The 23158-nt window shown below is 65.2% G+C and carries 27 protein-coding genes; 13 read left to right on the top strand and 14 right to left on the bottom strand.

Translation table 11 applies throughout. The features are described from left to right. The first annotated feature begins 342 nt into the window (after positions 1 to 342). The gene (locus PLN84_RS07755) at positions 343 to 870 is read left to right on the top strand and encodes a MogA/MoaB family molybdenum cofactor biosynthesis protein (RefSeq protein ID WP_292558666.1); all 528 of its coding nucleotides are present in this window, start codon (positions 343 to 345) and stop codon (positions 868 to 870) included. Here PLN84_RS07755 and cgi121 read toward each other — a convergent pair. The 6 genes from cgi121 to PLN84_RS07725 all read right to left on the bottom strand — a co-directional run bounded on the left by cgi121 (position 861) and on the right by PLN84_RS07725 (position 6988). After that, complete coding sequence (cgi121, locus tag PLN84_RS07750) at positions 861 to 1379, bottom strand: KEOPS complex subunit Cgi121 (RefSeq protein WP_292383471.1); 519 nt, start codon at positions 1377 to 1379, stop codon at positions 861 to 863. The genes PLN84_RS07755 and cgi121 overlap by 10 nt on opposite strands. Before the next feature lie 8 nt (positions 1380 to 1387). Continuing rightward, entirely contained in the window at positions 1388 to 3526 is a 2139-nt protein-coding gene (locus PLN84_RS07745) for an ATP-dependent DNA helicase (RefSeq protein WP_292383473.1), read from the bottom strand. An 83-nt stretch (positions 3527 to 3609) separates the two neighbouring features. After that, entirely contained in the window at positions 3610 to 4152 is a 543-nt protein-coding gene (locus tag PLN84_RS07740) for a KH domain-containing protein (protein ID WP_292383476.1), read from the bottom strand. Between the two features lie 24 nt (positions 4153 to 4176). Then, a complete protein-coding gene (locus PLN84_RS07735) occupies positions 4177 to 4953 on the bottom strand; it encodes a serine protein kinase RIO (protein ID WP_292383478.1) in 777 nt (258 codons plus the stop codon). 7 nt (positions 4954 to 4960) lie between these two features. Beyond that, positions 4961 to 5908, bottom strand: a complete 948-nt coding sequence (locus tag PLN84_RS07730) for a tyrosine--tRNA ligase (protein WP_292383481.1) — start codon at positions 5906 to 5908, stop codon at positions 4961 to 4963. A gap of 54 nt (positions 5909 to 5962) precedes the next feature. Further along, complete coding sequence (locus PLN84_RS07725) at positions 5963 to 6988, bottom strand: type II glyceraldehyde-3-phosphate dehydrogenase (protein ID WP_292383484.1); 1026 nt, start codon at positions 6986 to 6988, stop codon at positions 5963 to 5965. 268 nt (positions 6989 to 7256) lie between these two features. On the opposite strand from PLN84_RS07725, the gene PLN84_RS07720 reads away from it, so the two are divergent. Together PLN84_RS07720 and PLN84_RS07715 are read left to right on the top strand one after the other, a co-directional pair. Then, positions 7257 to 7826, top strand: coding sequence for a GNAT family N-acetyltransferase (locus PLN84_RS07720; RefSeq protein ID WP_292383487.1), 570 nt, complete (start codon positions 7257 to 7259; stop codon positions 7824 to 7826). After that, a complete protein-coding gene (locus PLN84_RS07715) occupies positions 7823 to 8410 on the top strand; it encodes a GNAT family N-acetyltransferase (RefSeq protein WP_292383490.1) in 588 nt (195 codons plus the stop codon). The genes PLN84_RS07720 and PLN84_RS07715 overlap by 4 nt, the downstream gene beginning before the upstream one ends. Positions 8411 to 8601: 191 nt before the next feature. On the opposite strand, the gene PLN84_RS07710 is transcribed toward PLN84_RS07715, so the two are convergent. Both PLN84_RS07710 and PLN84_RS07705 read right to left on the bottom strand, forming a co-directional pair. Next, on the bottom strand, positions 8602 to 8811 hold the full coding sequence (locus PLN84_RS07710; RefSeq protein WP_292383492.1) for a hypothetical protein: 210 nt from the start codon (positions 8809 to 8811) through the stop codon (positions 8602 to 8604). Positions 8812 to 8893: 82 nt separating this feature from the next. Beyond that, positions 8894 to 9175 (bottom strand): DUF5661 family protein, encoded by a 282-nt coding sequence (locus tag PLN84_RS07705; protein ID WP_292383495.1) that lies wholly within the window; start codon positions 9173 to 9175, stop codon positions 8894 to 8896. A 582-nt stretch (positions 9176 to 9757) separates the two neighbouring features. Here PLN84_RS07705 and PLN84_RS07700 point away from each other — a divergent pair. The 5 genes from PLN84_RS07700 to PLN84_RS07680 all read left to right on the top strand — a co-directional run bounded on the left by PLN84_RS07700 (position 9758) and on the right by PLN84_RS07680 (position 12206). After that, complete coding sequence (locus tag PLN84_RS07700; protein WP_292383498.1) at positions 9758 to 9970, top strand: KTSC domain-containing protein; 213 nt, start codon at positions 9758 to 9760, stop codon at positions 9968 to 9970. Positions 9971 to 10035: 65 nt separating this feature from the next. Further along, entirely contained in the window at positions 10036 to 10275 is a 240-nt protein-coding gene (locus PLN84_RS07695) for a KTSC domain-containing protein (RefSeq protein ID WP_292383501.1), read from the top strand. A gap of 122 nt (positions 10276 to 10397) precedes the next feature. Further along, positions 10398 to 11324, top strand: coding sequence for an ROK family protein (locus tag PLN84_RS07690; protein ID WP_292383504.1), 927 nt, complete (start codon positions 10398 to 10400; stop codon positions 11322 to 11324). A gap of 7 nt (positions 11325 to 11331) precedes the next feature. Further along, a complete protein-coding gene (locus PLN84_RS07685) occupies positions 11332 to 11841 on the top strand; it encodes a dual specificity protein phosphatase family protein (protein ID WP_292383507.1) in 510 nt (169 codons plus the stop codon). After that, positions 11838 to 12206 (top strand): YigZ family protein, encoded by a 369-nt coding sequence (locus tag PLN84_RS07680; RefSeq protein ID WP_292383510.1) that lies wholly within the window; start codon positions 11838 to 11840, stop codon positions 12204 to 12206. The genes PLN84_RS07685 and PLN84_RS07680 overlap by 4 nt, the downstream gene beginning before the upstream one ends. On the opposite strand, the gene PLN84_RS07675 is transcribed toward PLN84_RS07680, so the two are convergent. The 3 genes from PLN84_RS07675 to PLN84_RS07665 all read right to left on the bottom strand — a co-directional run bounded on the left by PLN84_RS07675 (position 12196) and on the right by PLN84_RS07665 (position 14677). Next, positions 12196 to 12423, bottom strand: a complete 228-nt coding sequence (locus PLN84_RS07675) for a hypothetical protein (protein ID WP_292383512.1) — start codon at positions 12421 to 12423, stop codon at positions 12196 to 12198. The two genes, PLN84_RS07680 and PLN84_RS07675, sit on opposite strands and share 11 nt — an antisense overlap. Positions 12424 to 12567: 144 nt before the next feature. Then, entirely contained in the window at positions 12568 to 13974 is a 1407-nt protein-coding gene (locus PLN84_RS07670) for a hypothetical protein (protein WP_292383514.1), read from the bottom strand. Beyond that, complete coding sequence (locus PLN84_RS07665) at positions 13961 to 14677, bottom strand: ABC transporter ATP-binding protein (RefSeq protein WP_292383746.1); 717 nt, start codon at positions 14675 to 14677, stop codon at positions 13961 to 13963. Before PLN84_RS07665 ends, PLN84_RS07670 begins: the two co-directional genes overlap by 14 nt. A gap of 220 nt (positions 14678 to 14897) precedes the next feature. On the opposite strand from PLN84_RS07665, the gene PLN84_RS07660 reads away from it, so the two are divergent. The 5 genes from PLN84_RS07660 (at position 14898) to PLN84_RS07640 (ending at position 19588) form a co-directional block, all read left to right on the top strand. Beyond that, positions 14898 to 15110 carry a 2TM domain-containing protein gene (locus PLN84_RS07660; protein ID WP_292383516.1) on the top strand — a complete coding sequence of 71 codons (213 nt, stop codon included), beginning with the start codon at positions 14898 to 14900 and terminating at the stop codon, positions 15108 to 15110. A gap of 54 nt (positions 15111 to 15164) precedes the next feature. Further along, complete coding sequence (gene glgP / locus PLN84_RS07655) at positions 15165 to 17357, top strand: alpha-glucan family phosphorylase (RefSeq protein ID WP_292383748.1); 2193 nt, start codon at positions 15165 to 15167, stop codon at positions 17355 to 17357. 44 nt (positions 17358 to 17401) lie between these two features. Continuing rightward, positions 17402 to 17929 carry an N-acetyltransferase gene (locus tag PLN84_RS07650; protein ID WP_292383519.1) on the top strand — a complete coding sequence of 176 codons (528 nt, stop codon included), beginning with the start codon at positions 17402 to 17404 and terminating at the stop codon, positions 17927 to 17929. A 115-nt stretch (positions 17930 to 18044) separates the two neighbouring features. Continuing rightward, positions 18045 to 19004, top strand: coding sequence for a hypothetical protein (locus PLN84_RS07645; RefSeq protein WP_292383520.1), 960 nt, complete (start codon positions 18045 to 18047; stop codon positions 19002 to 19004). A 5-nt stretch (positions 19005 to 19009) separates the two neighbouring features. After that, positions 19010 to 19588, top strand: a complete 579-nt coding sequence (locus PLN84_RS07640) for a hypothetical protein (protein ID WP_292383522.1) — start codon at positions 19010 to 19012, stop codon at positions 19586 to 19588. On the opposite strand, the gene PLN84_RS07635 is transcribed toward PLN84_RS07640, so the two are convergent. The 3 genes from PLN84_RS07635 to PLN84_RS07625 all read right to left on the bottom strand — a co-directional run bounded on the left by PLN84_RS07635 (position 19585) and on the right by PLN84_RS07625 (position 23001). Beyond that, positions 19585 to 20223 (bottom strand): hypothetical protein, encoded by a 639-nt coding sequence (locus PLN84_RS07635; protein ID WP_292383523.1) that lies wholly within the window; start codon positions 20221 to 20223, stop codon positions 19585 to 19587. The genes PLN84_RS07640 and PLN84_RS07635 overlap by 4 nt on opposite strands. 89 nt (positions 20224 to 20312) lie before the next feature. Then, positions 20313 to 20813 carry a HEAT repeat domain-containing protein gene (locus tag PLN84_RS07630; protein WP_292383525.1) on the bottom strand — a complete coding sequence of 167 codons (501 nt, stop codon included), beginning with the start codon at positions 20811 to 20813 and terminating at the stop codon, positions 20313 to 20315. 304 nt (positions 20814 to 21117) lie between these two features. Further along, positions 21118 to 23001, bottom strand: a complete 1884-nt coding sequence (locus PLN84_RS07625) for a PAS domain-containing protein (protein ID WP_292383528.1) — start codon at positions 22999 to 23001, stop codon at positions 21118 to 21120. Positions 23002 to 23158: the final 157 nt, after the last annotated feature.

The following is a 23158-nucleotide window of genomic DNA, read 5'->3' as shown; positions in this document are numbered from 1 at the left end:
GAACCCGGAAGAAACCCGGAGAAGAAAGGAGGAACCGGGACAGGTGCACCGAACCAGGAAGAAATCAGGGTCATCACCTTCCCGGTTTACGATCAGTGATCCTGGGGGACCCCGGTCTCGCACCCCGATCCCCGTCGGGCAGCCGGAAAGAACAAAGCCTGTCATCGCTCCGGATCCCTGTCAATCATTTCCAATGAACCTGGTTCGATCGGCCGGGGTCCGGGTCGTTCTCCTTCCTGTTCCCTTCCTCTTCTGCTGTTCTCTCCCCTGCCCCCTCATAGTTCCAGTCGAAACAAAGGGGTCGGGGATCGAATTTGCAACGTGGGGATACAAAGAAGTCGAATGCACGGTACAAGGGTACTGGCAGATTTTATGGAGAGCAACCATTTTAAACCCCTCGTTGTGACCGGTGCCGTCATCACCGTCTCCTCGAGCCGGAGACCCGGGACCGATACCAGTGGGAAGACACTCATCGACCTCCTCTCAGCCGCCGGTATCGAGGTGACCCACTATGCCGTCATCCCCGATGATCTCGAGCGGATCCGGTCCGAGGTCCATACAGCTGTTTCGCGTGCAACCTGCGTCATCGTCACCGGGGGCACCGGGCTCACCCCCGACGACGTGACGATCGAGGCGGTCGCGCCGCTGCTGGAGAAGACGATCGACGGGTTCGGGGAGCTCTTCCGCCTCAAAAGTTACGAGGAGATCGGGACCTCCGCTATCCTTTCGCGGGCGATCGCCGGCGTCATCGCCGGCCGGGCGGTCTTCTGCATCCCCGGCTCCACAAAGGCAGTCACGCTTGCCGCACGGGAGATTATCATCCCCGAGATCCGGCACATCCTGACCCACGCCGGGGCGGGTCAGCGGTAGACGTCGAGGAGCGCCACCCGCTCGAGGACCAGGTCGCGGAATCGGTCCTCGCCGACGACTGCAATCTCTTCGGGCGTGATCTCGAAGAGGTCCGCGAGGCGCGCCCGCTTCGCAGGATCGATCGCCTCCCCCCAATCCCCGTCGACGAACGCCACGAGACCGGCAAGCCGGTCCCGGACGCCCGGCACCGGGGGACAGACGGCGATATATGAACGATTCTCTCCCGGATGGATCCCGAAGGACGCGGCCACCTGGCACTGCCGGGTCCCCGCGGCGTAGAGGAGCGCCTCCATCTCGATCGAGTTTGCGATCGCCTCGCCGCCGGCCCATGACCGTCGGGCGTGCCGGAGCGCCGCCTCAACATGGGCGCGCCCTGCAAGGCGGTCGGCGTCAAAGAGGATGATGTGGGTCCTGCACTCATCGGCGATCTTGCGGACCTTTTTCAGGAAATCGACATTCTCATCGACTGCGAAGACCGCCTGGTAGATATCGCACGCTGCTTCTCTCATTGTACCGTTCACCCGAACCGGGAGAGGGTCGACTGCTCCTGGCTGACCTCCCCGATCTCGTCCCGCTTCCCCTCGAGCTGCTCGAATATCTGTGCGGCGATCCCCTGCCCGAGGATCTTTCCGACCTTCTCCGGCCCGGCCGCGAGGAGCGCCTCGATCGACCCGAGGTTGTTGTCGAAGAGCCGGCGCGCCCGGACCCGGCCGATCCCGCGGAGCCTGATGAGGGGCAGGAGTTCCTTCTTGATGCCGTGCTTGGCCCGGAGCTCCATCTCCTCGATAGGGCCCGCGAGGTGCGGCGCGAAGAGACCGGCGAGGTGCCGGCTCGCGTGGACCAGCCAGGCGACGCTCTCCACCATACCGTAGACGTCCCCCGGCCCGACGTTGTAGCGCTCGCAGATAACGTCCTCCCCGAGCTCATCGGCCCAGTCGGCGAGGAGGAGCGCGGTCTTGAGGCTCCGGTCGAACCCCTCGCCGGCGTCCCAGGGGATCTCCATCCAGAGGTCGTTTCGGTGGTCGGCGAGGAACCGGTCGAGGAGGTACATGTCGTCCCGCCGCACGAAGAGTGTCGGCATATCGGGCGTCGAGCAGAGGAGGTGGAGGAGCCCGATGTCCGTATACTCTTTCTGGCCGATCATCGCCTTCACGATCACCTCGGCGCTCCGGGGATCGATGTAGAGCCGCGAGACGAGTGACCCGTACTCGGTGGGCTCAAGCCACTCCCCCACCTCGGTGATCATCTCGGCTTCGCGGAGGAACTCAAGCGCCCGCTGGACCGCGCGCTTGAGCGCGAACGGGCTCTCGCCCTGGTGGGCATAGAACGTCCCGTCCATGAACCCGAGCACCTCGCCCGTCTCGCGGGCGAACCCCGTCGCGATGAGGGAGAGGATGTGGGTGCAGAGGACCGCCTCGTCCGCGCACCGACTCCGGACATCTTCTGCCGCCGCCTCGATGTAGCAGGCGAAGAGCTCGTCGACCATCTCCTCGGACTTCGCGATCAGGACCGCCTCGCCGTAAGGGTCGAGATGCGGCCGCCCGGCCCGCCCGGCCATCTGCCGGTACTCCCTGACCGGGATCGGGAGCATCCCCTCACCGGCGCTGAACCGGAGGTAGTCGCGGACGATCACCCGCCGGGCGGGGAGGTTCAAGCCCGCCGCGAGGGTCGGGGTCGAGGCGATCGCCTTGATGTGCCCTTCGCGGAACCCCGCTTCGACGATCCGCCGCTCCTCCCGCGCGAGCCCCGCGTGGTGGAACGCCGCGCCCTGCGCGACGCAGGCGGCAAGGGTCCTGCCCATGCCGGTCGCGGCGTTCGACCGGAGCTTATCGGCGTAGCCGGCGAGGACCGGGTTTGCGATCTTCAGCCCGGATGCCGCGCGTTTTGCGAACGCCTCGGCGTTCTTCCGTGAGCTGACAAAGACCAGGCACTGTCCCCCTTCCGCGACCGTGTCGAGGACGAGGTCCAGATCCTCGTACTTGCTCCGGCGCTCGACCTCGCGGTCGCGGTCGGCAAACCGGATGCCGTCCTGGAAAAAGACGCCCTCCCGGAGGTCGACCGGCCGCCAGTCGCTCTCGACGAGTTCGGCGTCGAGCCACCCGGCGAGGTCCCGTGGGTTCCCAATGGTCGCCGAGAGGGCGATGATCTGGATCTCCGGGTTCTTGTGGCGGAGCTTCGCGATCACCATCTCGAGCGTCGCCCCCCTCGAGGGGTCGTCGATCAGGTGGACCTCGTCGAGGACGAGGAGGCTGATCTCCGAAAGCCACGGCGTCCGGTTCCGGAGGAGCGAGTCGACCTTCTCGCTCGTCGCGACGATGATATCGTTCCTCCCCAGGTAGTCGTCCCGCCGGTCGAAGTCGCCGGTGGCGATACCGACACGGAGACCCTTCCCCGAGAACTCCTCGAACTTCTCGCTCGCGAGCGCCCGCAGGGGGACGATGTAGAGGCACTTACCCCCCCGCTTCACCTGGTGGTGCATCGCCATCTCGGCGACCAGGGTCTTGCCGCTCGCGGTCGGGATGGCGATGAGAAGATTCTTCCCCGCGAAAAGCCCTGCTTCGACGCAGGCCGCCTGCGGCGGGTAGAGCTCCGTGATCCCGGACCGGGCGTAGCCGGCCGCGAGATCCGGCGGGATCGGCAGACCGGCTATCTCCATGTACACCCCTTCATTTCCACTGCAAACCGCATTGTATGTGTATCGTCATAGTCGTGGACGGGGGGCGGTGTGCCCCCGCCGGATCACGAGTAGTACTCCAGCATTGACTGCTTGGCTTCCTTCTTCTTCCGGTCGAGGAACCCGTAGACGTGTTCGTGGGGCACGCCCTGGACCAGCATCTCCACCGCTTTCCTCGCGGTATCGACCTGGTCCGGGAGGCCGATGATCGCGACGGTCTTCCCGTGGACCGATATCTCCGTGCTGGTCAGATCCTCGATCTGGCCGCGTGATGTCCCTGCCTTCCCGATGATCCGGCCCCGGAGCCGCTCGAGCTGCCGGGTCGTATCTGCGAGGTCGGAGAGGTTGATGATATCAAGCATCATGTCCTCGTCATCGAGGAGCCGGAACGCACGTTCCGGCGAGAACCCGCGGTTGATCGCCTGGACAACGTTCTGCGCCGTGATGACGGCGACGGGGTCCTCCCCCTCGATCGTCACCAGTCCCTCCTCGCTGTCGATCAGGAGCGTTATCCCGGTCTTCTCCTCGATATCTCGCTTTGTGGAACCGCTCTTGCCGATGAGTACACCGATCCTGGCTGTTGAAACTTTCATCTCCTGTGTGGTCATGATTACATTCCTTCTCCCCGGTCTTCAGATCTCCCGGCGTCCGGTCCCGACGATCGCTCTGACGATCTCCTGCTCCTCGGGCACATCACAGTGGTGGGAGAAATATCTGTTGAGGTTCTTTATGTCCCGGACCAGGAACGCGGATGCCCGCGGGTGATCCAGGGTGACCGCCTGTCCCATATCGATCAGGTATGGTTTCTCGTGGTAGAGGATATTGTATTCGGAGAGATCGGCATGGACCAGGCGCGCTTCCTGGTAGAGCCGCTTGATGTAATCGAGAATATCGCGGTATACCGCCCCGTAATCCTCGACCGCGGCGTTCCGGAGCTGCGGGTAGGGTACCTCGTCCTGGCCCAGGAACCCCATCAGGAGGATGTTCCGGTCGAACGCGAGCGGTTCGGGGACCGGGATCTGCGCCTCGTGCGCCCGGGCGAGGTTGCTGTACTCCTTCTTCGTCCAGGCGAAGATGAGGGCCTTGCGTGTCCCCCGGACGCTCGAGAACCGGCGGTCCCCTGCCAGGTACTCGTTCATCGCCTTGAAGTTCGCCGTCTGGATCCGGTAGATCTTGATGGCGAGCCCCTGACCGTCGCGCTCGCCGTAGAAGACGTTCGCCTCTTTCCCGGTGCTGATCGGGCCGCCGATCGCCGTGAGCAGCTTCTTGTGGACGAGCTTGTAGAGGGCCATGAGGGTGACCTCGTCAAAGACATCGTCCCGTACCTTCACCGTATTGGCGTCCTTGAGCCTGACGCCCATCGCCTCGATCTCGCGATCGAACTGTTTATACTCTTCTTCGCGGCCCACGGCCGGATCACCTGCTGCAGACGTAGTCGTGTACGGGGGCGAGGATATCGATGAGGTGGGCGGCGGCCGCGTTCTTCAGGTCCAGGGGATGGATCTCGCCCGCGGCGTAGGCCCGCTCGAGGTCCTCGTAGGCGGCGAACTCCCGGTCCCCGCCGAACTTCGCGGGTCGCCGGATGACGACCGTCCCGGCCCGGGGGAAGACGTGGTACTGCAGGATCTGGAGCACCGGGTTATTCTCGACCTCGGGCGGGCAGAAAGCCTTCTTCATCTTCTGGTTGATATCCTCTTCGGAGTCGGCGACCGATATGACGTTGCCTGCCGATGACGACATCTTCTTCCCGTCGAGGCCGTTGATGATCGGCGTGTGGATGCAGACCGGCGCCGGATACCCGATTGCGGGGAGGTGTTCCCGCGCGAGCATGTGAATCTTTCGCTGATCGATCCCGCCGACGGCGGCGTCCACGTTGAGGGTCATGATATCGACCATCTGCATGATCGGATAGACCATCTGCGAGACCGTCGGGTTGTCCATCTGCCGCCCGACCTCGTCCATGCTCCTCTTCGCCCGGTTGAGGGTGATCGCCTGGGAGAGTGTGAGGACGGCGAGCTCGTACTCCGGCGTGAGCTGCACATCCGAGCCGAGGACGTAGTTTGCGCCGACCAGGCCGAGCCCCTCGAAGCAGCGCTGGTTGTACTCGGCAGTCTCCCGGATCTCTTCCATCGTGCCTTTGCGGTTTAAGAACGCATGGAGGTCCGCGATGAGCACGGTCACCTCAAACCCCGCCTGCTGCAGGTCCATCAGCTTGTTCACCGTCACCATGTGGCCGAGGTGGATCTCCCCGCTCGGCTCGTAGCCGGTGTAGACCCGCCTGACCGGACGGTCGATGAGCGCACGCAGTTCCTCGTCGGTGACGACCTCTACGGTATTTCGCGTCACCAGTTCGTACGGATCCATTGAAAAGAGTGGGTTTGCCGGGGAGTTAATGCTTCTTCCTCCCCCGCTCTCCGTTCACCCGATGGCGACGAGACCGAGCGCTTCGTTGGTCATCCGGATGGATTCCTCAGGGTCCTTCACCGTCCCCATCAGGGCGCGGATGCAGTCGATGTTCTCGGGGATGACGTCGGCCTCCTGGTGGATGGCCTGGAAGCAGTAGAACTCCTTCCCGTCGAGGATCGAGACCGAATCCTCAAAGACACCGTTCTCCCAGAGATCCGTCCTCGGCCGGCCGAGGTCCTGGGTATACTCCCGGAGCTCGGCGTTGCTCTTGATCCCGGTGGCCTTGCGAACGAGGCCGATGCGGTTGTGCCCCTCAAAGACCTTCAGGACCGCGTCGCGGGTGGTCTCCTTCTTTAACTCCATCTGGATCGAGTGCATGTGCATGAAGGTCGTCGGGACGATCATCGCGAGGGTGACGATGTTGATGTGCGGGAGGACGGTCTTGACGTCGGGGCCGTGGTGGCTCGGGATCGTGACCGGGTTGAGGACGATGGCGTCGATCGGTCCCCGCTTCACGTCGCTCGGGTCTGCTCCGCGCCGGACCATCACCGCCCGGACCCGCTCGACGCCGAAGGCCTGGTCCAGGGCGTGGATGATCCGGACGAGCCCGGTGCTGTTGCACGAGACGACCCGGGCAAACTGCTTTCCTGCGGCCTCGTTGTAGTTCGCGTGGGCGTTGAAGGAGAACCCGGCGACTTCGTGCCCCTCGCCGCCCTGCCAGATTGCCTTTTTGCCGAGGCGCTCATAGAGCGGTTTGTTCTTCTCCCCGACGCCGCCGGGGGTGGCGTCCACGACGATGTCGGCGGCCTTGAGCATTGCCTCGACGTCGCCGGCGACCTCAAGCCCGGCTTTCTCAAATGCAGACTTCTTTGCGAGGTCCGCGATGTAGAGGGGGTATCCGCGCTCTTTCGCGATGTACGCCTCTGCCGAGACGCTCGTTTTTGAGACCCCTACGACTTCCATGTCGGGCTGTGCGGCGACCGCATCGGCGACTCGTTTGCCGATGGTGCCGTACCCGTTGATCGCGACTTTGATCATGTATGATGGAATACAGAACAAAAATTAATAAAGGTTGCTGGTTTGCGAATATAACTGATATCACGCACCCTTATCATAAAGTGGCTATTCTAATTGCGTGTAATTGCGAATGGACCCTAAAAACCTGTCAGATCGGATCTCAAGGTATAAGCCGGAACGGTTTCGTACAGGGAGGGGGCGGCTTTTCCCGGGGCCTTCCTCCCGCTCTCTCCTGCGAGGCCGGACAGCGCGAGAGAATTTATATCCGGTGGTGCTATTGAGCATATTCATGGAACGACAGCCAATCCTCGCAACCGGCCGCCTGCTCCTGCGGCCGTTCGACCTTGCAGACGCTCATACGGTGCAGCGGCTCTGCGGAGATTATGCTGTGGCCGCGGCAACCCTCCTTCCCTACCCGTACCCGGACGGCCTCGCCGAGATCTGGATCGCCTCCCTCCGCGAGGGTATCGAGCGCGGCGACGCCGCGGCCTTCGCCGTCACGCTCGCGGGGGAAGGCAGCCTCATCGGCGGCGTCCGCCTCCGGATCGAGACGGAGCACGCCCGTGGGGAGCTCGGGTTCTGGGTCGCGCGATCCTGCTGGGGCCGGGGGTACGCCACCGAGGCGGTCCGGGCGGTGATCGCGTACGGGTTCTCCGCCCTCGGGCTGCACCGGATCCACGCCATCCACTTCTCCCGCAACCCGGCCTCAGGCCGGGTGATGGAGAAGTGCGGGATGCTTCACGAAGGTCGTTTCCGGGGACACGTCCGAAAATGGGGTATTTACGAGGATGTCGATCTCTGGGGAATCCTCCGGGAGCCCGCCTTCCGCCCCCTGTCGCCGCCGGGACCGTCCGCATGATCGGACAACCCGTCCTCGCAACCGGCCGCCTGCTCCTGCGGCCGTTCACCCTCGCCGACGCCGCGGAGGTGCAGCGGCTCGCCGGCGACTACGCGATCGCGTCCTCCACTCTCAGTATCCCTTACCCCTACCCTGACGGAGCGGCGGAGGCGTGGATTGCCACTCACCGGCCCGGGTTTGAGAAGGGGATGCACGTCGTCTACGCCGTCACCCGCCCCGATGACGGGACTCTCGTGGGCGCGGCCGGCCTCGTGGAGATCGATCGCCGCCACGGGCGGGCCGAACTCGGCTACTGGGTGGGAAGGCCATACCAGGGCCGGGGGTATGCCACCGAGGCGGCCCGGGCGGTGATCGAGTATGGGTTCTCCGTCCTCGAGCTGCACCGGGTCTATGCCCTGCACCTCTCCCGCAACCCGGCCTCAGGCCGGGTGATGGAGAAGTGCGGGATGGTGTATGAGGCGCACCTCCGGGAGCATGGCCGGAAGTGGGGCATCTTCGAGGACCTCGACGTCAGGGGGATCCTCCACGACGAATGGCGGGAGCGATGCACGGCCCCGGCGATCCGGGAGTGCCGGGTGGGTTGAACCGGCCGGTTCAACCCTTCAACCCCAATCGTACCGGGAATTTATCACACCTCCGACCGACGGAGTAACGGGGAGTGTGGATGGGGTTTTCCCCCCACTCTGTTATCGCCCCCGCCGAAGGCGTCCGCCCGTGCTTCATTTGACCTCCACCGGACAGCGAGCCGGGCGGCTACCCGTGCGGCGCCAGGAACCTACTTCCTGACGAAGACGGCGTAGCCCCGGTGCCCGCCCTCGTGGGCGGTCGGAAGGACGAGGACGTCATTTCCCCGGTGCTGCAACTGCCGGGCGTAGGAACTCGCGGCGTGCTGGCTCTCGTAGAGCCGATCGGCGTAGTATTCCACCTCGTCGACGACCCGCCGCTGCCGTACCTTGATCCACTCTGTCTGCGAGCGCCGTTCCATACCTTATGGTTGCAATGGTCGGGCAAAATAGTTGCCGCGCCTCCCTCCCGGTCCCGCCGGGCCCGTGGCGACGGTAGCCGCCTCAGCCCTGCGCCTGTTGTTCCGCCCAGTAGGCCTCGGCCTCTTCCTCCATCGCCTCGAGTCGGTCGTAGTAGTCCGGGAACTCGTTCAGGTGCGCAAGCGCAATCTTTGCCGTCGTGAAGAGGTCGTCGTCGGTGACGTTCGTCACCGGGTCGCGGAGACCGTGCTCGAGCTCCACGACCATGCCGCGCCGGAACTGTTCGACGTCGAACTCTTTCCAGGTGATGCCGAGGTGATCGCCCATCGCTTTTGCTTCGTCCCGGGTCACTTCTTTGCGTGCCATACCGTATCCTCGAAGGAGGGGTGGTGTTTAGAGGTTATGAGCCTGTCGACGTTCCGGTGCGGGCAGGTCGAAACGTCCTTCTTCTGGCAGGGGGAGTACGCTGAGAGGAGATAGCGACCGCAATAGGCCGGTTGACAGCGGCCCCGGCAGCAATATTCCCGGCTGCATTCAGAGCGGCGTTCTCGGTATGCCCGCACGCGAGGCAGCAGAACGCTGCCTGACCCGGGCGGTTGCCGGGGGAACCCGCAGGCACTGCACTGCTGGCTCGTATACAGCTGGTGGAACGCCCACCTGTGATGTCGTTCGGGCTGGCCATGTCTAACCGTGGTCCGCAGGAGGATGCCCGTGAGGTCTTTGAGAGCAATCCCTCGCTTCGTGCCTTCTGCCGCGTAAACGATTCTCTTGCTGACGACGTGGTTGGTATCGGTCTTAAACCGGCGCTCTCGGCCGCAGTCTCCGCTTGGCCGACCTGGTGCCCGTCTTCTGGGGTCTGTGCAAGACCTCCGGACAACGGGTTCCCCCGTGATCGCGGACGATCATCGCCCACAACTCTTATCCCCCACGACTTCCCTACCCCCGCCCATGCAACGCCAGGCCGTTGAGTCCACCAATATCAAGTCCATCGGCTACGACGAAGAAGACGAGATCCTGGAGGTCGAGTTTCACAGCGGTGGCGTCTACCACTACGTCGGGGTGCCGGCCTCCGTCTACGAGGGACTGCTCACCGCCCGGTCGAAGGGCCGGTACTTCGGGGACTTCATCAGGCTGCGCTACCCCTACGAGAAGGTCCGGTGATCGGTCCGGCCCCCGGCGGCACCCCGCCGCAACCGCTATCATCCCTGCCCGCCACACCCGGCCGCATGTCTCAGAACTCAACCGGGGGTGCCGGCGGCATCAGATCCGTCGGCTACGACCCGACCACAAAGGCGCTCCTCGTCATCTGCGAGAGCGGGAACGCCTACCGCTACGCCGGGATCTCAAAAGAGGTTCACGAAGGCCTTCTTGCGGCCCCGTCCCGCGAGCAGTTCCTCCGCGAGTCGATCCAGGGCAGGTACCCGCGGGAGAAGTATCCCTGCATGGCGGTGGGGGAGGACGTCTAGCCGGGAATGCGCTCATGCAAGAACCTCCCGTCTGTCCCGGGACTCGCCTGACGCTCGAACCGGCAGGCGTAGATTTATGCCCGCAGTCCGCGTAATTCGAGGAGAGCAAGAGGTGCGACCTGATGACGACCGTGATTGCCGTTGACCTCGGCGCGACCAACCTCCGCGCGGCCCTGGTAGGCTCCGACGCGACCGTACTGTCCCATTCCACCGTTCCAACGCCGACCGCGGGGTCCTCCGGGGAGGTGATCACCGCCGCGATCGTCGCCCGGATAGAGGCCCTCCTCGCCTTGCCGGAGGGGAGGGAAGTCACGGCGATCGGCGTCGCGGCGGCCGGCCCCCTGGACCTCGGCCGCGGATGGGTCACGAACTCCCCGAACATCGTCTTCCCGGTCGTGGAGATCACCGGCCCGCTTGCCGAGCGGTTCGATCTCCCGGTCGCCCTGATCAACGACGCCCGGGCCGGCGTCCTCGGCGAGCGGTGGGCGGGCGCCGCCCGCGGCTCCGATAACGTCGTCTACATCACCCTCTCCACCGGCATCGGCGGCGGTGCGGTGGTGAACGGTCGTCTCCTCCTCGGGATGGACGGGAACGCCGGGGAGATCGGGCACATTCCCGTCGATGCCCGCTACAATCTCACCTGCGGGTGCGGCTATAAGGGTCACTGGGAGGCCTGCGCCTCGGCAAAGAACATCCCTGCGTTCTTTGCGGCCTGGCGGGCGGAGGCGGACGTCCGGGACGTCGCCTTCGACGCCTCCTCGACCCGGGCGATCTTTGCGGCGGCGCGGGAGGAGGACCCGGTCGCCCTCGCCTTCATGGAGGCGCTCGGGGAGATGAACGCCCGGGGAGTCTCGACGGTCATCGTCGCCTACAATCCCGAGGTCGTCGTGCTCGACGGGCCGCTCGCCCGCTACTACGGGGATATCGTGATCCGGTATATGGAACCCTATATCGACCGCTACCTCGCCCTCCCCCGGATCGTCGTCTCCAATCTCGCCGGACAGGCGCCGCTCCTCGGGGCTGGGGCGTACGCGCTGGAGGTGCGGTGAGGGAAGCATGATCGAGATCTACCAAAACCTCTATATCGGGACGCAGGAGGACTACGAGGTCGCGGTGGAGACCCACGAGACCTGGTGCGTGGTGCATGCCTGTCAGAGCCCCTACCACTGCCTGGCTGTCACCTACTCGCCCCTCGGCACGGTCCCGCCGGACCACCCCGAACACCTGGTCGCCCGGCGGGGGAACCGGCTGATGCTGAACCTGGTCGACGCGAGGGACCCCGCCGACGTCCCGAAGGAGGCGATCGACGCTGCCCTCTCCTTCATCGACCGATGTCTTGCGGCCGGCCGGCCGGTGCTGGTCCACTGCGGTTTCGGGGTCTCCCGGTCGGCGTCGATCGGGCTCCTCTACCTCGCGGCCTACACCGACGCCCTGCCGACGGAGAGCCTCGCCGCCGCTGAGGCGGTCTACCGCCGGATATACCCGCCGTATCAGCCCGGCCGGGGAATGCGGGGGTTTCTTGCGGCGCACTGGGACGAGTACACGATGAAGCGGGTGGCCGCGTGACCGCAGAGCCGCTCGGCGCGGCAACGCTCGAGGTCCGGCGGTCCCGGTTCCACGCCCACCTCTACCGGATCGCGGGGCCGGAGGATCTCGCGCCGGTCCTTGCCGGGCACCGTGAGGCCTACCGGAAGGCCGCTCACCACTGCGCCGCCCTCCGGTGCGGCTCCGTGACGGAGTTCAAGAACGACGGCGAGGTCGGCCGGCCGGGAAGGGTGCTCCTCGACCTGCTCGGAAGATACGGTCTTGAGAGCCATCTGCTGGTCGTATCGAGGATCTTCGGCGGGGTGCTCCTCGGTCCGGGAAACGTCGGACGGGCGTTTCGCGATGCCGGGGAGGCGGCGATCCGTGAGGCGGGGCTCACCCGGTGACGGAGGCCCGCTGCCGGGTAGTGGGGCCGCCGGCGGGAAGGACCGCCCGGGTCGCCGTCGTCGGCACCGCGTAGCGTTCCCCGGTTAAGAGCGTAACCGTGAGCGCCGCCGAGGACCGGACCCCGGTCCTGGCGAAGCGATTCCACCCGGGCAGGGCGCAGGCCGTCGAGCGCCTGCCGGAGTTCCCATACCCTGACCCCGAACCGCCGGTTATCAAGCGTAACCTCGACGATCGGAGAGGATCTTCCCCTCTCATCGACCGTGGCGCACCTGCACCTCTGGATGTAGCCCGCCCTTCGCAGCATACACCCCCGGGTCTCCCGCAGGGGTCTAAAAGCCGCGTCGTGCAGGGGTGAACGTGTCAGTACCCCGGCATCTCCCACGCCTGCCACTTCCTCCGCCCGCGGGTGATGAGGAGCGCTGCCGGCAGGAGAAGGAGGAGGCTCCCGAAGGCGTACGCGGGGTCGAGCAGCGACGCGAAGATCAGGCAGAGGAGCACCGGGCTTATCGCGAGAATATAGCGGAGGAAGACCCCGGCGGAATAGAGCATGACGTTCGGGGAGAGGCCGCAGAGGAAGACCGTCACCGCGAGGGTGTAGGCGGAGACCGAGAGGAACGCGGCGAAGGCCGGGAGGAAGGTCCCTGCGCCGCCCCCTGTGGTCGCCGCCGCAAGCACGAGCACCGCGGCCGGGAGGAAGTTTGCGAGGGCGTAGCTCTTGAGTTTCCCGTCGATCACCTCCGAGACCTCCACCGGCAGGACCGCGTAAGCCGTAAAGGAGTCGAACTCGGTCGTCCAGTTGTAGATGGTGGCCGAGAGCACACCGAGCAGGACCGCAAAGACGACGAGCGGGTCGATGCCCGGGATGAACCGGATCAGGATCCGGAGGCAGACCCAGACGAGGCCGAGGGGGAGGAGGAACGAGAAGATCACCTTCCCGGCCCCGCCCTCGCTCCGCAGGAGGTCGAGGGCGTCTTTCGCGATGAAGTGGGCGCTCCCGACGGCGCGGAGCCTCTCAGCGAGGGGGTCGAGGCTGTTTTTGAACCGTCTCGTCCGGTCCGGGTAGTCGACGGTGACCAGGAGGACCGAGGCGGCGGCCGGGACCAGGATGAGGATGAGCGAGACGGCGAGCGGGCCCGGTCCCGGGTCGAGGAGGAAGGCATACGGGGGGAAGACGGGGACGGTCCCGGCCATAACGATCGCAAGCCCGGCTATCGCGAGGGCCGCGATCGCCCCCGCGAGGAGGCGGACGGAGCGGGCGTAGAGCGTCGAGAGGAGGCAGATGATCGCGAGCCCGGTGAGGAAGGCGAGCGCGAGGGAGACGAAGAGAAGGAGGCCGAGAGCCGGGTCGAGGGCGATGAAGGGGGTCGCTGCCGTGAACCCCGCCGCGAAGGGGAGGACGTAGAGCAGGATGTAGTAGACGGTGTCCTTGACGAGGAACGTCGCGAAGATCCGGCGTTCCGAGACCGGGAGGCTCCGGGAGGCGTAGGCGACGAGGCTTGCCTGCCCGAACCGGCGGTTCATGAACTCCCGCCCCATCGTCCCGAACGATCCCACCATCACGCCCGCGAGCAGGAAGAGGGCGAGCGCGAGGATGGCCATCGCGGTATAGGGAAGCGTATCCGAAAAGATCGGGAGCGCGAGCGAGCCCGCGAAGGCGAAGAATCCGACCACCACCGGGAAGAAGGCAAAGCCGGCGCTCCCGAAGATCGTCGAGTGGATCCGCCACTCCTCCTTCATCATCGCGAGGAAGAGGTCAGGCACCGGCATCGCCCCGCACCAGGTCGAGGAAGGAGCGCTCGAGGCTCTCGCCGGACCCGGCAAGGTCCCCGGTCCGGCCGCAGTAGAGGAGTCTCCCATCGTGCAGGACCGCGACCCGGTCGCAGATCTCGGCGGCGATCTCGAGAATGTGGGTGGAGATGAAGACGGTCCCGCCGTCACGGACATACTCCTGAAGGAAGTCCTTGACCGTCCGCTGCATGATGGGGTCCAGGTTGATCAGCGGCTCGTCGATGAGGGCGAGCCGCGGCTCGTGGAGGAACGCCTGTGCAAACATCAGCTTCTGCCGGGTGCCCCGCGAGAGGTCCTTGCAGAGGACGTCCTGTTTCTCGCGGAACTCCAGCAGGTCGAACCAGCGGTCGCACCGCTCCTCGATCCGGTCGAGGTTCCGGATCCGGGCCACGAAGTGGAGGTACTCCTCCGCGGTCAGGAAACTCGGCGGCGTCTCCTGTTCGGGGATGATCCCGACGAGTCTCCGGACCCCGATCGGGTCGCCTGCCGGGTCGAGCCCCATCACCCGGGCCGACCCGGACGTCGGCGGGATCTGTCCGGTCAGCATCCGGATCATCGTCGTCTTCCCCGACCCGTTCGGGCCGAGCAGGCCGAAGAGTTCGCCTTCCGCGACGGTGAACGATACTCCGTTCACCGCGGTGACGCTGCCGTAGTTCTTCGTGAGGCCGTCGGCCTCGATCATCTGCCGCACTCGAATCCACGCTCCTCCGGGTTTCTGGTCAAGGAAGATCGGCAGCAGGTTTGTATAATACCTTCTCTTTCTCCTCGGCCGATGTGTGAGAGCATCCTTCGAAACAGCTCGTGAACTCGCCGCCGCTCCCCAGACTGGAGCCCATGCACCGAAAAGGTTCCGGGCGCGTTGCATAGGCAGGTCTAAGAGTCCGGGATCTCAACCGGAACCCATGGACGAGCAGGAACGGTATGCCCGTGCGAGGAGGAGGGTTGAGGAGATCCGGGGATTCTACGAACATCTTGCACTCTACTGGGTGACATTTTTCTGGGGGATCGGCGTGGTGCTTCATGGATTCGGCGTCTACGTTGAAGGCCGGATATTCGGCAGGGCGTGGGAGGAGAGAAAGATCCGGGAGATCATGGAACGTGAAGAGCGGCGATAGATCTGACCCCACGACAGAAGCACTTATCTGGTGTGACTGGTAATGCTCGCCACAATGAAGACGGAGATACCCTATGACCGGTTCGCTCATGTCCCGGAGCGGATCTCCGGGCTGGTCGACCTCGCTTACAACCTCTGGTGGAGCTGGCACTCCTCGGCGAGTGTGCTCTTCAAACTGCTGAACCGGGCGGAGTGGAAGATGAGCCGCCACAACCCGGTCCGGATGCTTCTCGACACCCCGCCGCGGTTCTTCGAGCGGGCGGCAGCAAACCCGGAATATCTCCGCCGCTACGACATCATCATGCGCCGATTCCGGCAGTACATGGAGCCGATGACGAGCTGGTTTGCCCAGCACTACCCCGGCCGGATCCCGCTGACGATCGCCTACTTCTCAAGCGAGTTCGGGCTCCATCACTCGCTTCCCTTCTACGCGGGGGGGCTCGGCATCCTTGCCGGCGACCACGTCAAGGCGTCGAGCGACCTCGGCGTCCCGACGGTCGCCGTCGGGTTCATGTACGCCGAGGGCTACCTTCACCAGCACATCGAGGGGAACGGGTGGCAGAAGAACGTCGCTGAGATCCTCGACCGCGACGCCGCACCGGTCCTCCGGGTGCTCGACAAGAACGGCCGGCACCTTGTGGTGCAGGTCCCCCTGATCGAGCCCGCCATCTATGTCGCGGTCTGGAAGGTGCAGGTGGGGCGCGTCCCGCTCTACCTCCTCGATACCCATATCGATGAGAACCTCCCCGAGAACCGGAGCATCTCCCACCGCCTCTACTTGAAGGAACTCGAGTGCCGGCTCCGGCAGGAGGTGGTGCTCGGTATCGGCGGGAGGAAGGTCCTCCAGACCCTCGGCATCAACTACTCGGCGGTGCACTTAAACGAGGGCCACTCGGCGTTCGCCATCCTCGAGCGGCTCCGGGAACGGCTTGTTGCCGGTATGCCGCCCGAAGATGCGCTCGACCAGGTCCGGGGCACCTCGGTCTTCACCACCCATACCCCGGTTCCGGCGGCTCACGACGTCTTTCCCGAGGAGATGATGGCGAAGTACTTCCGTGGTTACTGCCCGTCGCTCAATCTCTCCTGGGACGAGTTCATGGCGCTCGGCGAGGACCCGCACAACCCCGGTGCCGGGTTCAACATGACCGCCTTCGCCCTCCGGATGAGCCGGTTCCATAACGGCGTCTCGCAGAAACACAGCGAGGTCGCCCGGGAGATGTGGCAGCCTCTCTGGCCCGATCTGCCCCTCGAGGAGATCCCGATCGACGCCATCACGAACGGCGTCCACGTGCCTTCGTGGCTGAACCACCGGATCGAGGCACTCTTTGACCGGTACATGGACTCGGTCTACCCGAACTGGCGGGAGGATTACGACAACCCGGCCATCTGGGAGGTCGTCGACGAGGTCACGGACGCAGAGCTCTGGCGCGAGCACCAGTGGTTGAAGATGAAACTCTTTGCCCGGATCCGGGAGCGGAAGCGCCTCAAGTGGTCCGGTCACCGGGAGGAGCCGGCGAACCTTGCCGCCGAAGGGCTCATGCTCGACACCTCGGCGCTGACGATCGGGTTTGCCCGCCGGTTCGCCGAGTACAAACGGGCGGACCTCATCTTCGAGGACCTGGACCGGCTTGATAGGATCGTGAACAATCGCTGGAGGCCGGTGCAGTTCATCTTCGCCGGGAAGGCCCACCCGGGAGATGAGCGGGGCAAGCGTATCCTGCAGAAGATCTATCAGTACTCCCAGGATCCCCGGTTCGGGGGCCGGATTGCGTTCGTCGAGGATTACGGGGAGCAGCTTGCGCGCTACATGGTCCACGGCGTCGACGTCTGGATGAACACCCCCATCCCGCTCATGGAGGCGAGCGGCACGAGCGGCATGAAGGCGGGGATGAACGGCGTGCTGAACCTCTCGGTCCTCGACGGCTGGTGGGTCGAGGGTTACAACGGGAGAAACGGCTGGGGGTTTGAGGGTCACGGCGGTCCCGGGAACAACCGGGCGGATGCGGAGATCCTTTACGACCTCATCGAGAACGAGGTCGCGCCGCTCTACTACTCGCGGACGATGGACGACGTCCCGCATAAGTGGGTCCGGATGATGAAGGAGTCGATCAAGAGCATCGCCCCGCAGTACTCCTCCATCCGGATGCTCAAGGACTACGTCACGCACTACTACCCCTCGGTCTGCACGTATGCGGCCGGGCCGGCACGGCAGATGGCAGGCCTCGAGGAGCCCTGCGCCCCCCGCTGACCGATTTACGCAGGTTGATAGGGCAGCGGGGTACACACGGGCATATGGCATCCCTTCCGCCGATCATCCGGCCTGAGACGAGCGACGACTACCCGGCAATCCACAACGTGGTCCGGCGTGCGTTCGGACGTGAGAACGAGGCCCGGCTGGTCGATGTGCTCCGGGAGTCGCCGGAGTTCGTCCCGGCGCTCTCCCTGGTCGCGGAGACGGCCGGCCGGGTCGTCGGCCACATCCTCTTCACTCCCACGGAGACGACCGGCGGCGGCACGGTCCTTGCGCTCGCCCCGGTGGCGGTGGACCCCGCCTTCCAGCGGCAGGGGGTCGGGTCCGCGCTCGTCCTCGCCGGGCTCGCCGAGTCCCGGCGGCTCGGCTACGGCGCCGTCATCGTCCTCGGGCATCCCGATTACTACCCCCGGTTCGGGTTCTCCCCGGCGCACGAGAAGGGTTTTGCGGCGCCGTTCCCCGTCCCGGACGAGGCGTTCATGGCGCTCGAGCTCCGGCCCGGCACCCCGGGGGGGACCGTCGTCTACCCTCCGGCGTTTGAGGTCTGCGACGAGGATCCGGGGGCATGAAGGGTGACTGTCTCGTCCGGGAAGCGGGCCTTGAGAACCGGCAGTGATCGTGAGTCAATCTTTTTAGCGGGCGGCCGCTCATAATCTATTGCCGATACGCGGCGGGACCCCGGAGATGGATTGGAAGGACGTTATCCCGGTTCTCGCGGGCGGACTTGTGATCCTGGTCGTCGCCCTCGTAGTGAAACCCGCCCTTCTCGGGGAGCCGATAGGTTCTGTCTCCCCCGGACCGGTGCCGACCCCGGCACCACCCGCCTACGTCCCTCCCACGCCGGCGCCGACGGCGACGCCCTTCCCGGAGGAGGGCGAGGTCTATACCCGGACGTTCCGCTGGACGGCCATCGACGGCGGTGTCCATACGACGCAGGTCCGGGTCCCGGAGGCACTCTTCCTCGAGCACCGGGCGACCCCGCGCTTTGCAGACGCGCTTGCCTGGGGGCGTTACGCCCTCGCGGATGCCGACCGGCCGTTCCTCGCGGACCTTGCGGGGCGGATCGCGCCGCCGACCGCCAACCCGGAAGAGGAGTACTACCGGCTGATGAACCTCGTCTTCTTTGTCCAGCAGATCCCGTATGCGCCCGACAACAGCACGGCCTCCTATACCGAAGGCGTCCTTCCCCGACATGCCCGGCATGTGAAAGGCGGCGTCGAGTACCCCAGATACCCCGTCGAGACGCTCGTCGACGGCAAGGGGGACTGCGAGGATGCAGCTATCCTCATGGCGGGGCTCCTCGACGTCCTCGACTATGATGCGGTGCTGCTCAGGTACCCGGACCATATGGCGATCGGGATCCGGATGGAGGGGTTCAACCCCTATTACGCGAAGTACACGCCGCGCTACTTCGTGCATGAGGGGAAGCACTACTATTATCTCGAAGGGACGGGTTTTGTCGCGGAGAACGTCACGCCCGGCTCTCCGGCCCTCAGGGGAAAGCCGTTCCCCATCGGGGATACCCAGGACGGGCCGCTCCAGAGCGTGAGGTCGAGGACGCCGGAGATCATCCCGCTCCGCTACATCATCGAGCCTGCCGGGTACCATATCCGCCCGGTCCGGCTGCCGGCGGGAGGGGTGTGAGGGGCATGGACCTGACCCTTCCCGGTCTCCCGAAGATCGCCATCGACCGGCGACGGGCGCTCGTCGCCGCCGGGGTTGCGGCCGCCGTGATAGCCCTTGCATTCATCGGGTGGATGCTCTTCCTCGGTTACACCGACGAGCGCCAGGTTGCGGTCTTCGGCGCCCGCGTCGCGGCCTCGGAGGCTGATCTCTTCCTGGTCTCGGAGAAGATATCGGCGTATATGCGCGCCTCCCCGGATCATCTCCCGCTCGGTGAGATCGACGGCCGCACGCGGGAGTTTGTGGCCGTCGCGGAGTACGGGAAGGGGGTCTCGGCCTATCACCGGCAGGCCGTCGCTGCTGATGCGGTCCCGATCGCGTATGCGGGCGCGCAGTCGGCCTACGTCCGGGGTCTCGACAGCCTGGTCCGCGCATTCTCCCTCTGGTCGTCGGCCGCCGGCGCCTACGACGCGAAAGCCTACTCCGCGGCAAAAGAGAACCTCGCGAGAGCTGATGAGGCATGGGGGGAGTACGCCGCCGCGATGGCGGACTACGAGCGCGAGCTCCGTGCCGCAGAGGAAGGGGAGACGGTTCCTCCCGCCTAGACCAGGTACTTCTCCGGGACCAGGACGGAGATCTCAAGCGACTTCAAGGCCCCTGAACGGGTGATGAAATAGTAGTCCCTGTAGCCTTCGAGGATCGTGAACCCCTCCTTCTTCTCGCCGAACTTTCCCTCCGAGTACGGGAAATCCTGCCGGGAGTATCGGACGGCGTGGACGACCCGGTTGGGGTCGCCCTTCTCGTAGATCTCGATCGCGAGCCAGGCATGCTCGTTCATCGGGACCGCGGTCACGTTGACGGCCCAGTAGGGGAAGGGGATGTGATAGGTCTCGGTGGCGAGGACGCCGGGAGGGCGGTCGCTCGATGCGGTCGCGTAGCCGACCAGCCTCTCTGAGACCCGGAGGTCGTCCGGCTGCCCCACCATCGTGATCGCGGGTGTCGGGGCCGGGATATGGTAGGTCCGCGGGTCGACGAACCCGACGCTCCGGGGCACCGTGTCCGCCCGGGCGGGCGCGGCCGGTGTGGGGGCCGGGAGGCCTGCCCCCACGATCTGGGCCTCTGCGGGTGCCGGTGCGGGGGGCGGCGTCGGGGCACCCGGGGTATCCTCAGGCGCCGTGCACCCGCCGGCGACGGCGGCAGCCGCGAGGAGGACGAAGAGCAGGATAAGGCGCCTTTGCATACTGATCTCTTCGGATATGGCGCTATTAGTAGTTTCTCATCCGTCACATTCCGGCCGACAGGAAAAGAGTTGTTTCGGGAGGGGACGGTTCACGTTCCCTCGAAGGCTTCCATCACAAGGCCCGGGAACCCCTCGTCCGACTGGCTGAACGCCTTTTCGACCTCGGCGATCCCCGCCGGGTCGCCCAGTTTCAGCAGGGCTGCGGCGGTCAGGGCCCGGCAGCACTCGGACCGGCTGGTCCGGAGGATGCCGACGAGCGGATCGACCGCCCGGGCGTCACCGATCTCGGCGAGCGCCCAGACTGCCGGGTTCTTGATCTCGTCGTCCGCGACGAGCACGACCCCGATGAGCGGCTCGACCGCTTCGGCCCCGGTGCGGGCGAGCGCCATCGCCACGGTCCAGCGTGCGTCGCTGTCGGTGGCGAGCAGGGCCTGCACCAGCGGCCCGACCGCCGACGCCCCGACGGCCCCGAGGGCGCTGACGGCCTGCAGGCTGGTGTAGGTGTCGGCGTTGAGCATCACATGCATCAGCTCCCGGACCTCCGCCGTGCTCTCCTCCGTTGCCTCTCTCCTCTCGATGGTCTTCTGCATCTCCTTACCTCCTCTGACAGGTGCGGGGTGTCACGGGACTACAATAAGCCTTTACGAACCAGATCTGCCGTGCAGTACTGCGGAACGGCAGTGCCGGGCATACGTTTTTATACCTCTTTTGGGTGGTCGGTGCGTCGCCGCTCAGAAACGCTTCGCGTTTTCTCAGGCTCCTGCTCGAAGCCTAACGGCTTCTCATGCTCCGGACGTTGTCCGTCGCACCCTGCGGGCAGTCGCCGCTCAGAAACACTTCGCGTTTCCTCGAGCTCCGGCTCTAACGAGCCGTCGCCGCTCGCACCTCCGGTGCTCAGGCTCCTGCCCTTCGGGCAGTCGCCGCCGCCATCATGCCGAGCACCCTGCCGTTTTCGCTGACGATCGGTGTCCCGAGAAGGTCCACCTGGAACTTCTCACCGTTGTTCCGGACGCCGATCTCCTCACCATGCCAGCTCCCGCCCTCGATAACTGTCCGGATGATCTTCCGGATCTCCTCCGGTTTCTCCCAGAACCGGGAGAAGTCGGAGCCCTGCACCCCCTCTGCGGTTGGGTAACCCCAGAGGGCGAGGTATGCGGCGTTCGCGTAGGTCACCACCCCGTCCGGGTCGAGGAGCGCGACCGCACGGCGGGTGCAGGCGATCGCCCGGTCTTTGAGGAGCATCTGCTGCTCGCGCCGCCGCAGGTCGGCGATATCCGCGACGAGGAGGCGGTAGGCCCGCGCCTCTTCGGTGATATCCTCGCAGGTGACGTACTCTGTCCCGTCACAGAGCGTTACGGCGCGGGAGAGGACCGTCTTCTTCGCCCCGTTCCGGTCCCGGATGGTGAACGTCCGGGGCCTGACCTGGCCCGGGACCGACCGTTCAAGGTCCGTGTGCCAGGCATCGATGGCTTCCTGGCGGTAAGCATCGTCGGGAAAGATCTGCCGGACCCATTCGGCGGCTGTGGTCGTAATCTCCGGCTCGGAGCCGAAGATCTCGACGAACCTGCGGTTGATGTAGACGAACCGCCTGTCATGATCGATGAGCGCGACCCCGAAGGGTGACGAATCGAGCATGCCCCGGAACCGCGCCTCGCTCAGCCGGAGATGCTCGGCGGTCTCGCGCCGTGCGATGGCGATCGAGACCTGCCGGAGGAATGACTCGACCGTCTCACGGCTCTCAACCTCCCTCCCGGGAGGAAGGAGGAAGCCTGCAATCCCGTAGAGATGGTCCCGCCAGACCAGCCCCGTACAGCAGAGCCTCTCGATATCGAACCGTTCGAGGATCGCCTCGCAGATCTCTTCCGGGATCGCCCGAAAGCAGAGGTCGTAGAACGACCATGAAGATGGCTCGGGACGGAGGATGAACTCCTGGAGGCCGCGCATCGAGAGGGGCGTCTGGTGATAGGGGGCCTCGAAGATCCGGACGACCGGGAGAACCAGGCCGGTGGGATCCCGTCCGAGGAGTTCCGTGACCCCCTCACGGAACCCCTCACCTGTGACAGCCCGGATGGCGAACCGATGTTCGGCCTCGTTGTAGGAGAAGATGTAGGCATATGCTCCTGGAACGAGTTCCAGCATCCGGCCGACGGTATAGCCGTAGATGTCCTCGACCGGCTGGAGATCGACGAGGTCGATCGCCGTCCGGGCGAGGAACGCCATGTTCCGGGTATACCGTTTCCGCTCGGTGATATCCTCAAGCACGATCGTGCACCCTTTCTCCCCGCTCTCGAACGTCGTCGGGATCGCCTGCATCTGGTAGAAGGCCTTGCTGCCGTCGTCCCGCCGGTGGCAGATATCGGTGATCACCTGCTCACGGTCGACGTTCTCGACGACGGTGAGGACTTCGGGGGTGGAGACGACGGGTAGCGCCGTCTCGTGGATGTTTTGCCCGATGATCTCGTCTTTTGTACGTCCAAACCGCCTGAGGCACTGGTCGTTTGCCTGGACGATCGTGAGGTCGGCATCGAGGACCAGGATCAGGTTCTTCGTAAAACAGAGAAACGCCGATAGGGGTACGCGTTGTGCGACGGCATAGACCTTGGCGTTGCCGACGAGCCGGGCCTCGACATGGCCTTCCGCCTGCATCACCTCGAGGTGCTTTGAGACCGAGTTCCGGTTTACACCGAGGGCCCTTGCGATCTCGGTGATGGTCATGCCCTTCGGCCGGAACTTGAGGGTCCGCAGGGCTCTTCTCGCGATATCCTGCTCTGGCTGCATATAACCCCCGATAGTTAACCACCATAATTTAGTATATATGTCTTTCTCATTGTGCCGGGATTGCGCCCCCGGTGGACCGGGCGCCCCTCCGGCGATGAACGGGGTGGCCGTTGGCCTGCCGAAAGGCCGGAGCGGTGCGCAGGGCTTTATGAGGGGG

This window comes from Methanoculleus sp., assembly GCF_035363275.1.
GTDB lineage: Archaea > Halobacteriota > Methanomicrobia > Methanomicrobiales > Methanoculleaceae > Methanoculleus.
This window is presented reverse-complemented; position numbering and strand designations above follow the sequence as displayed.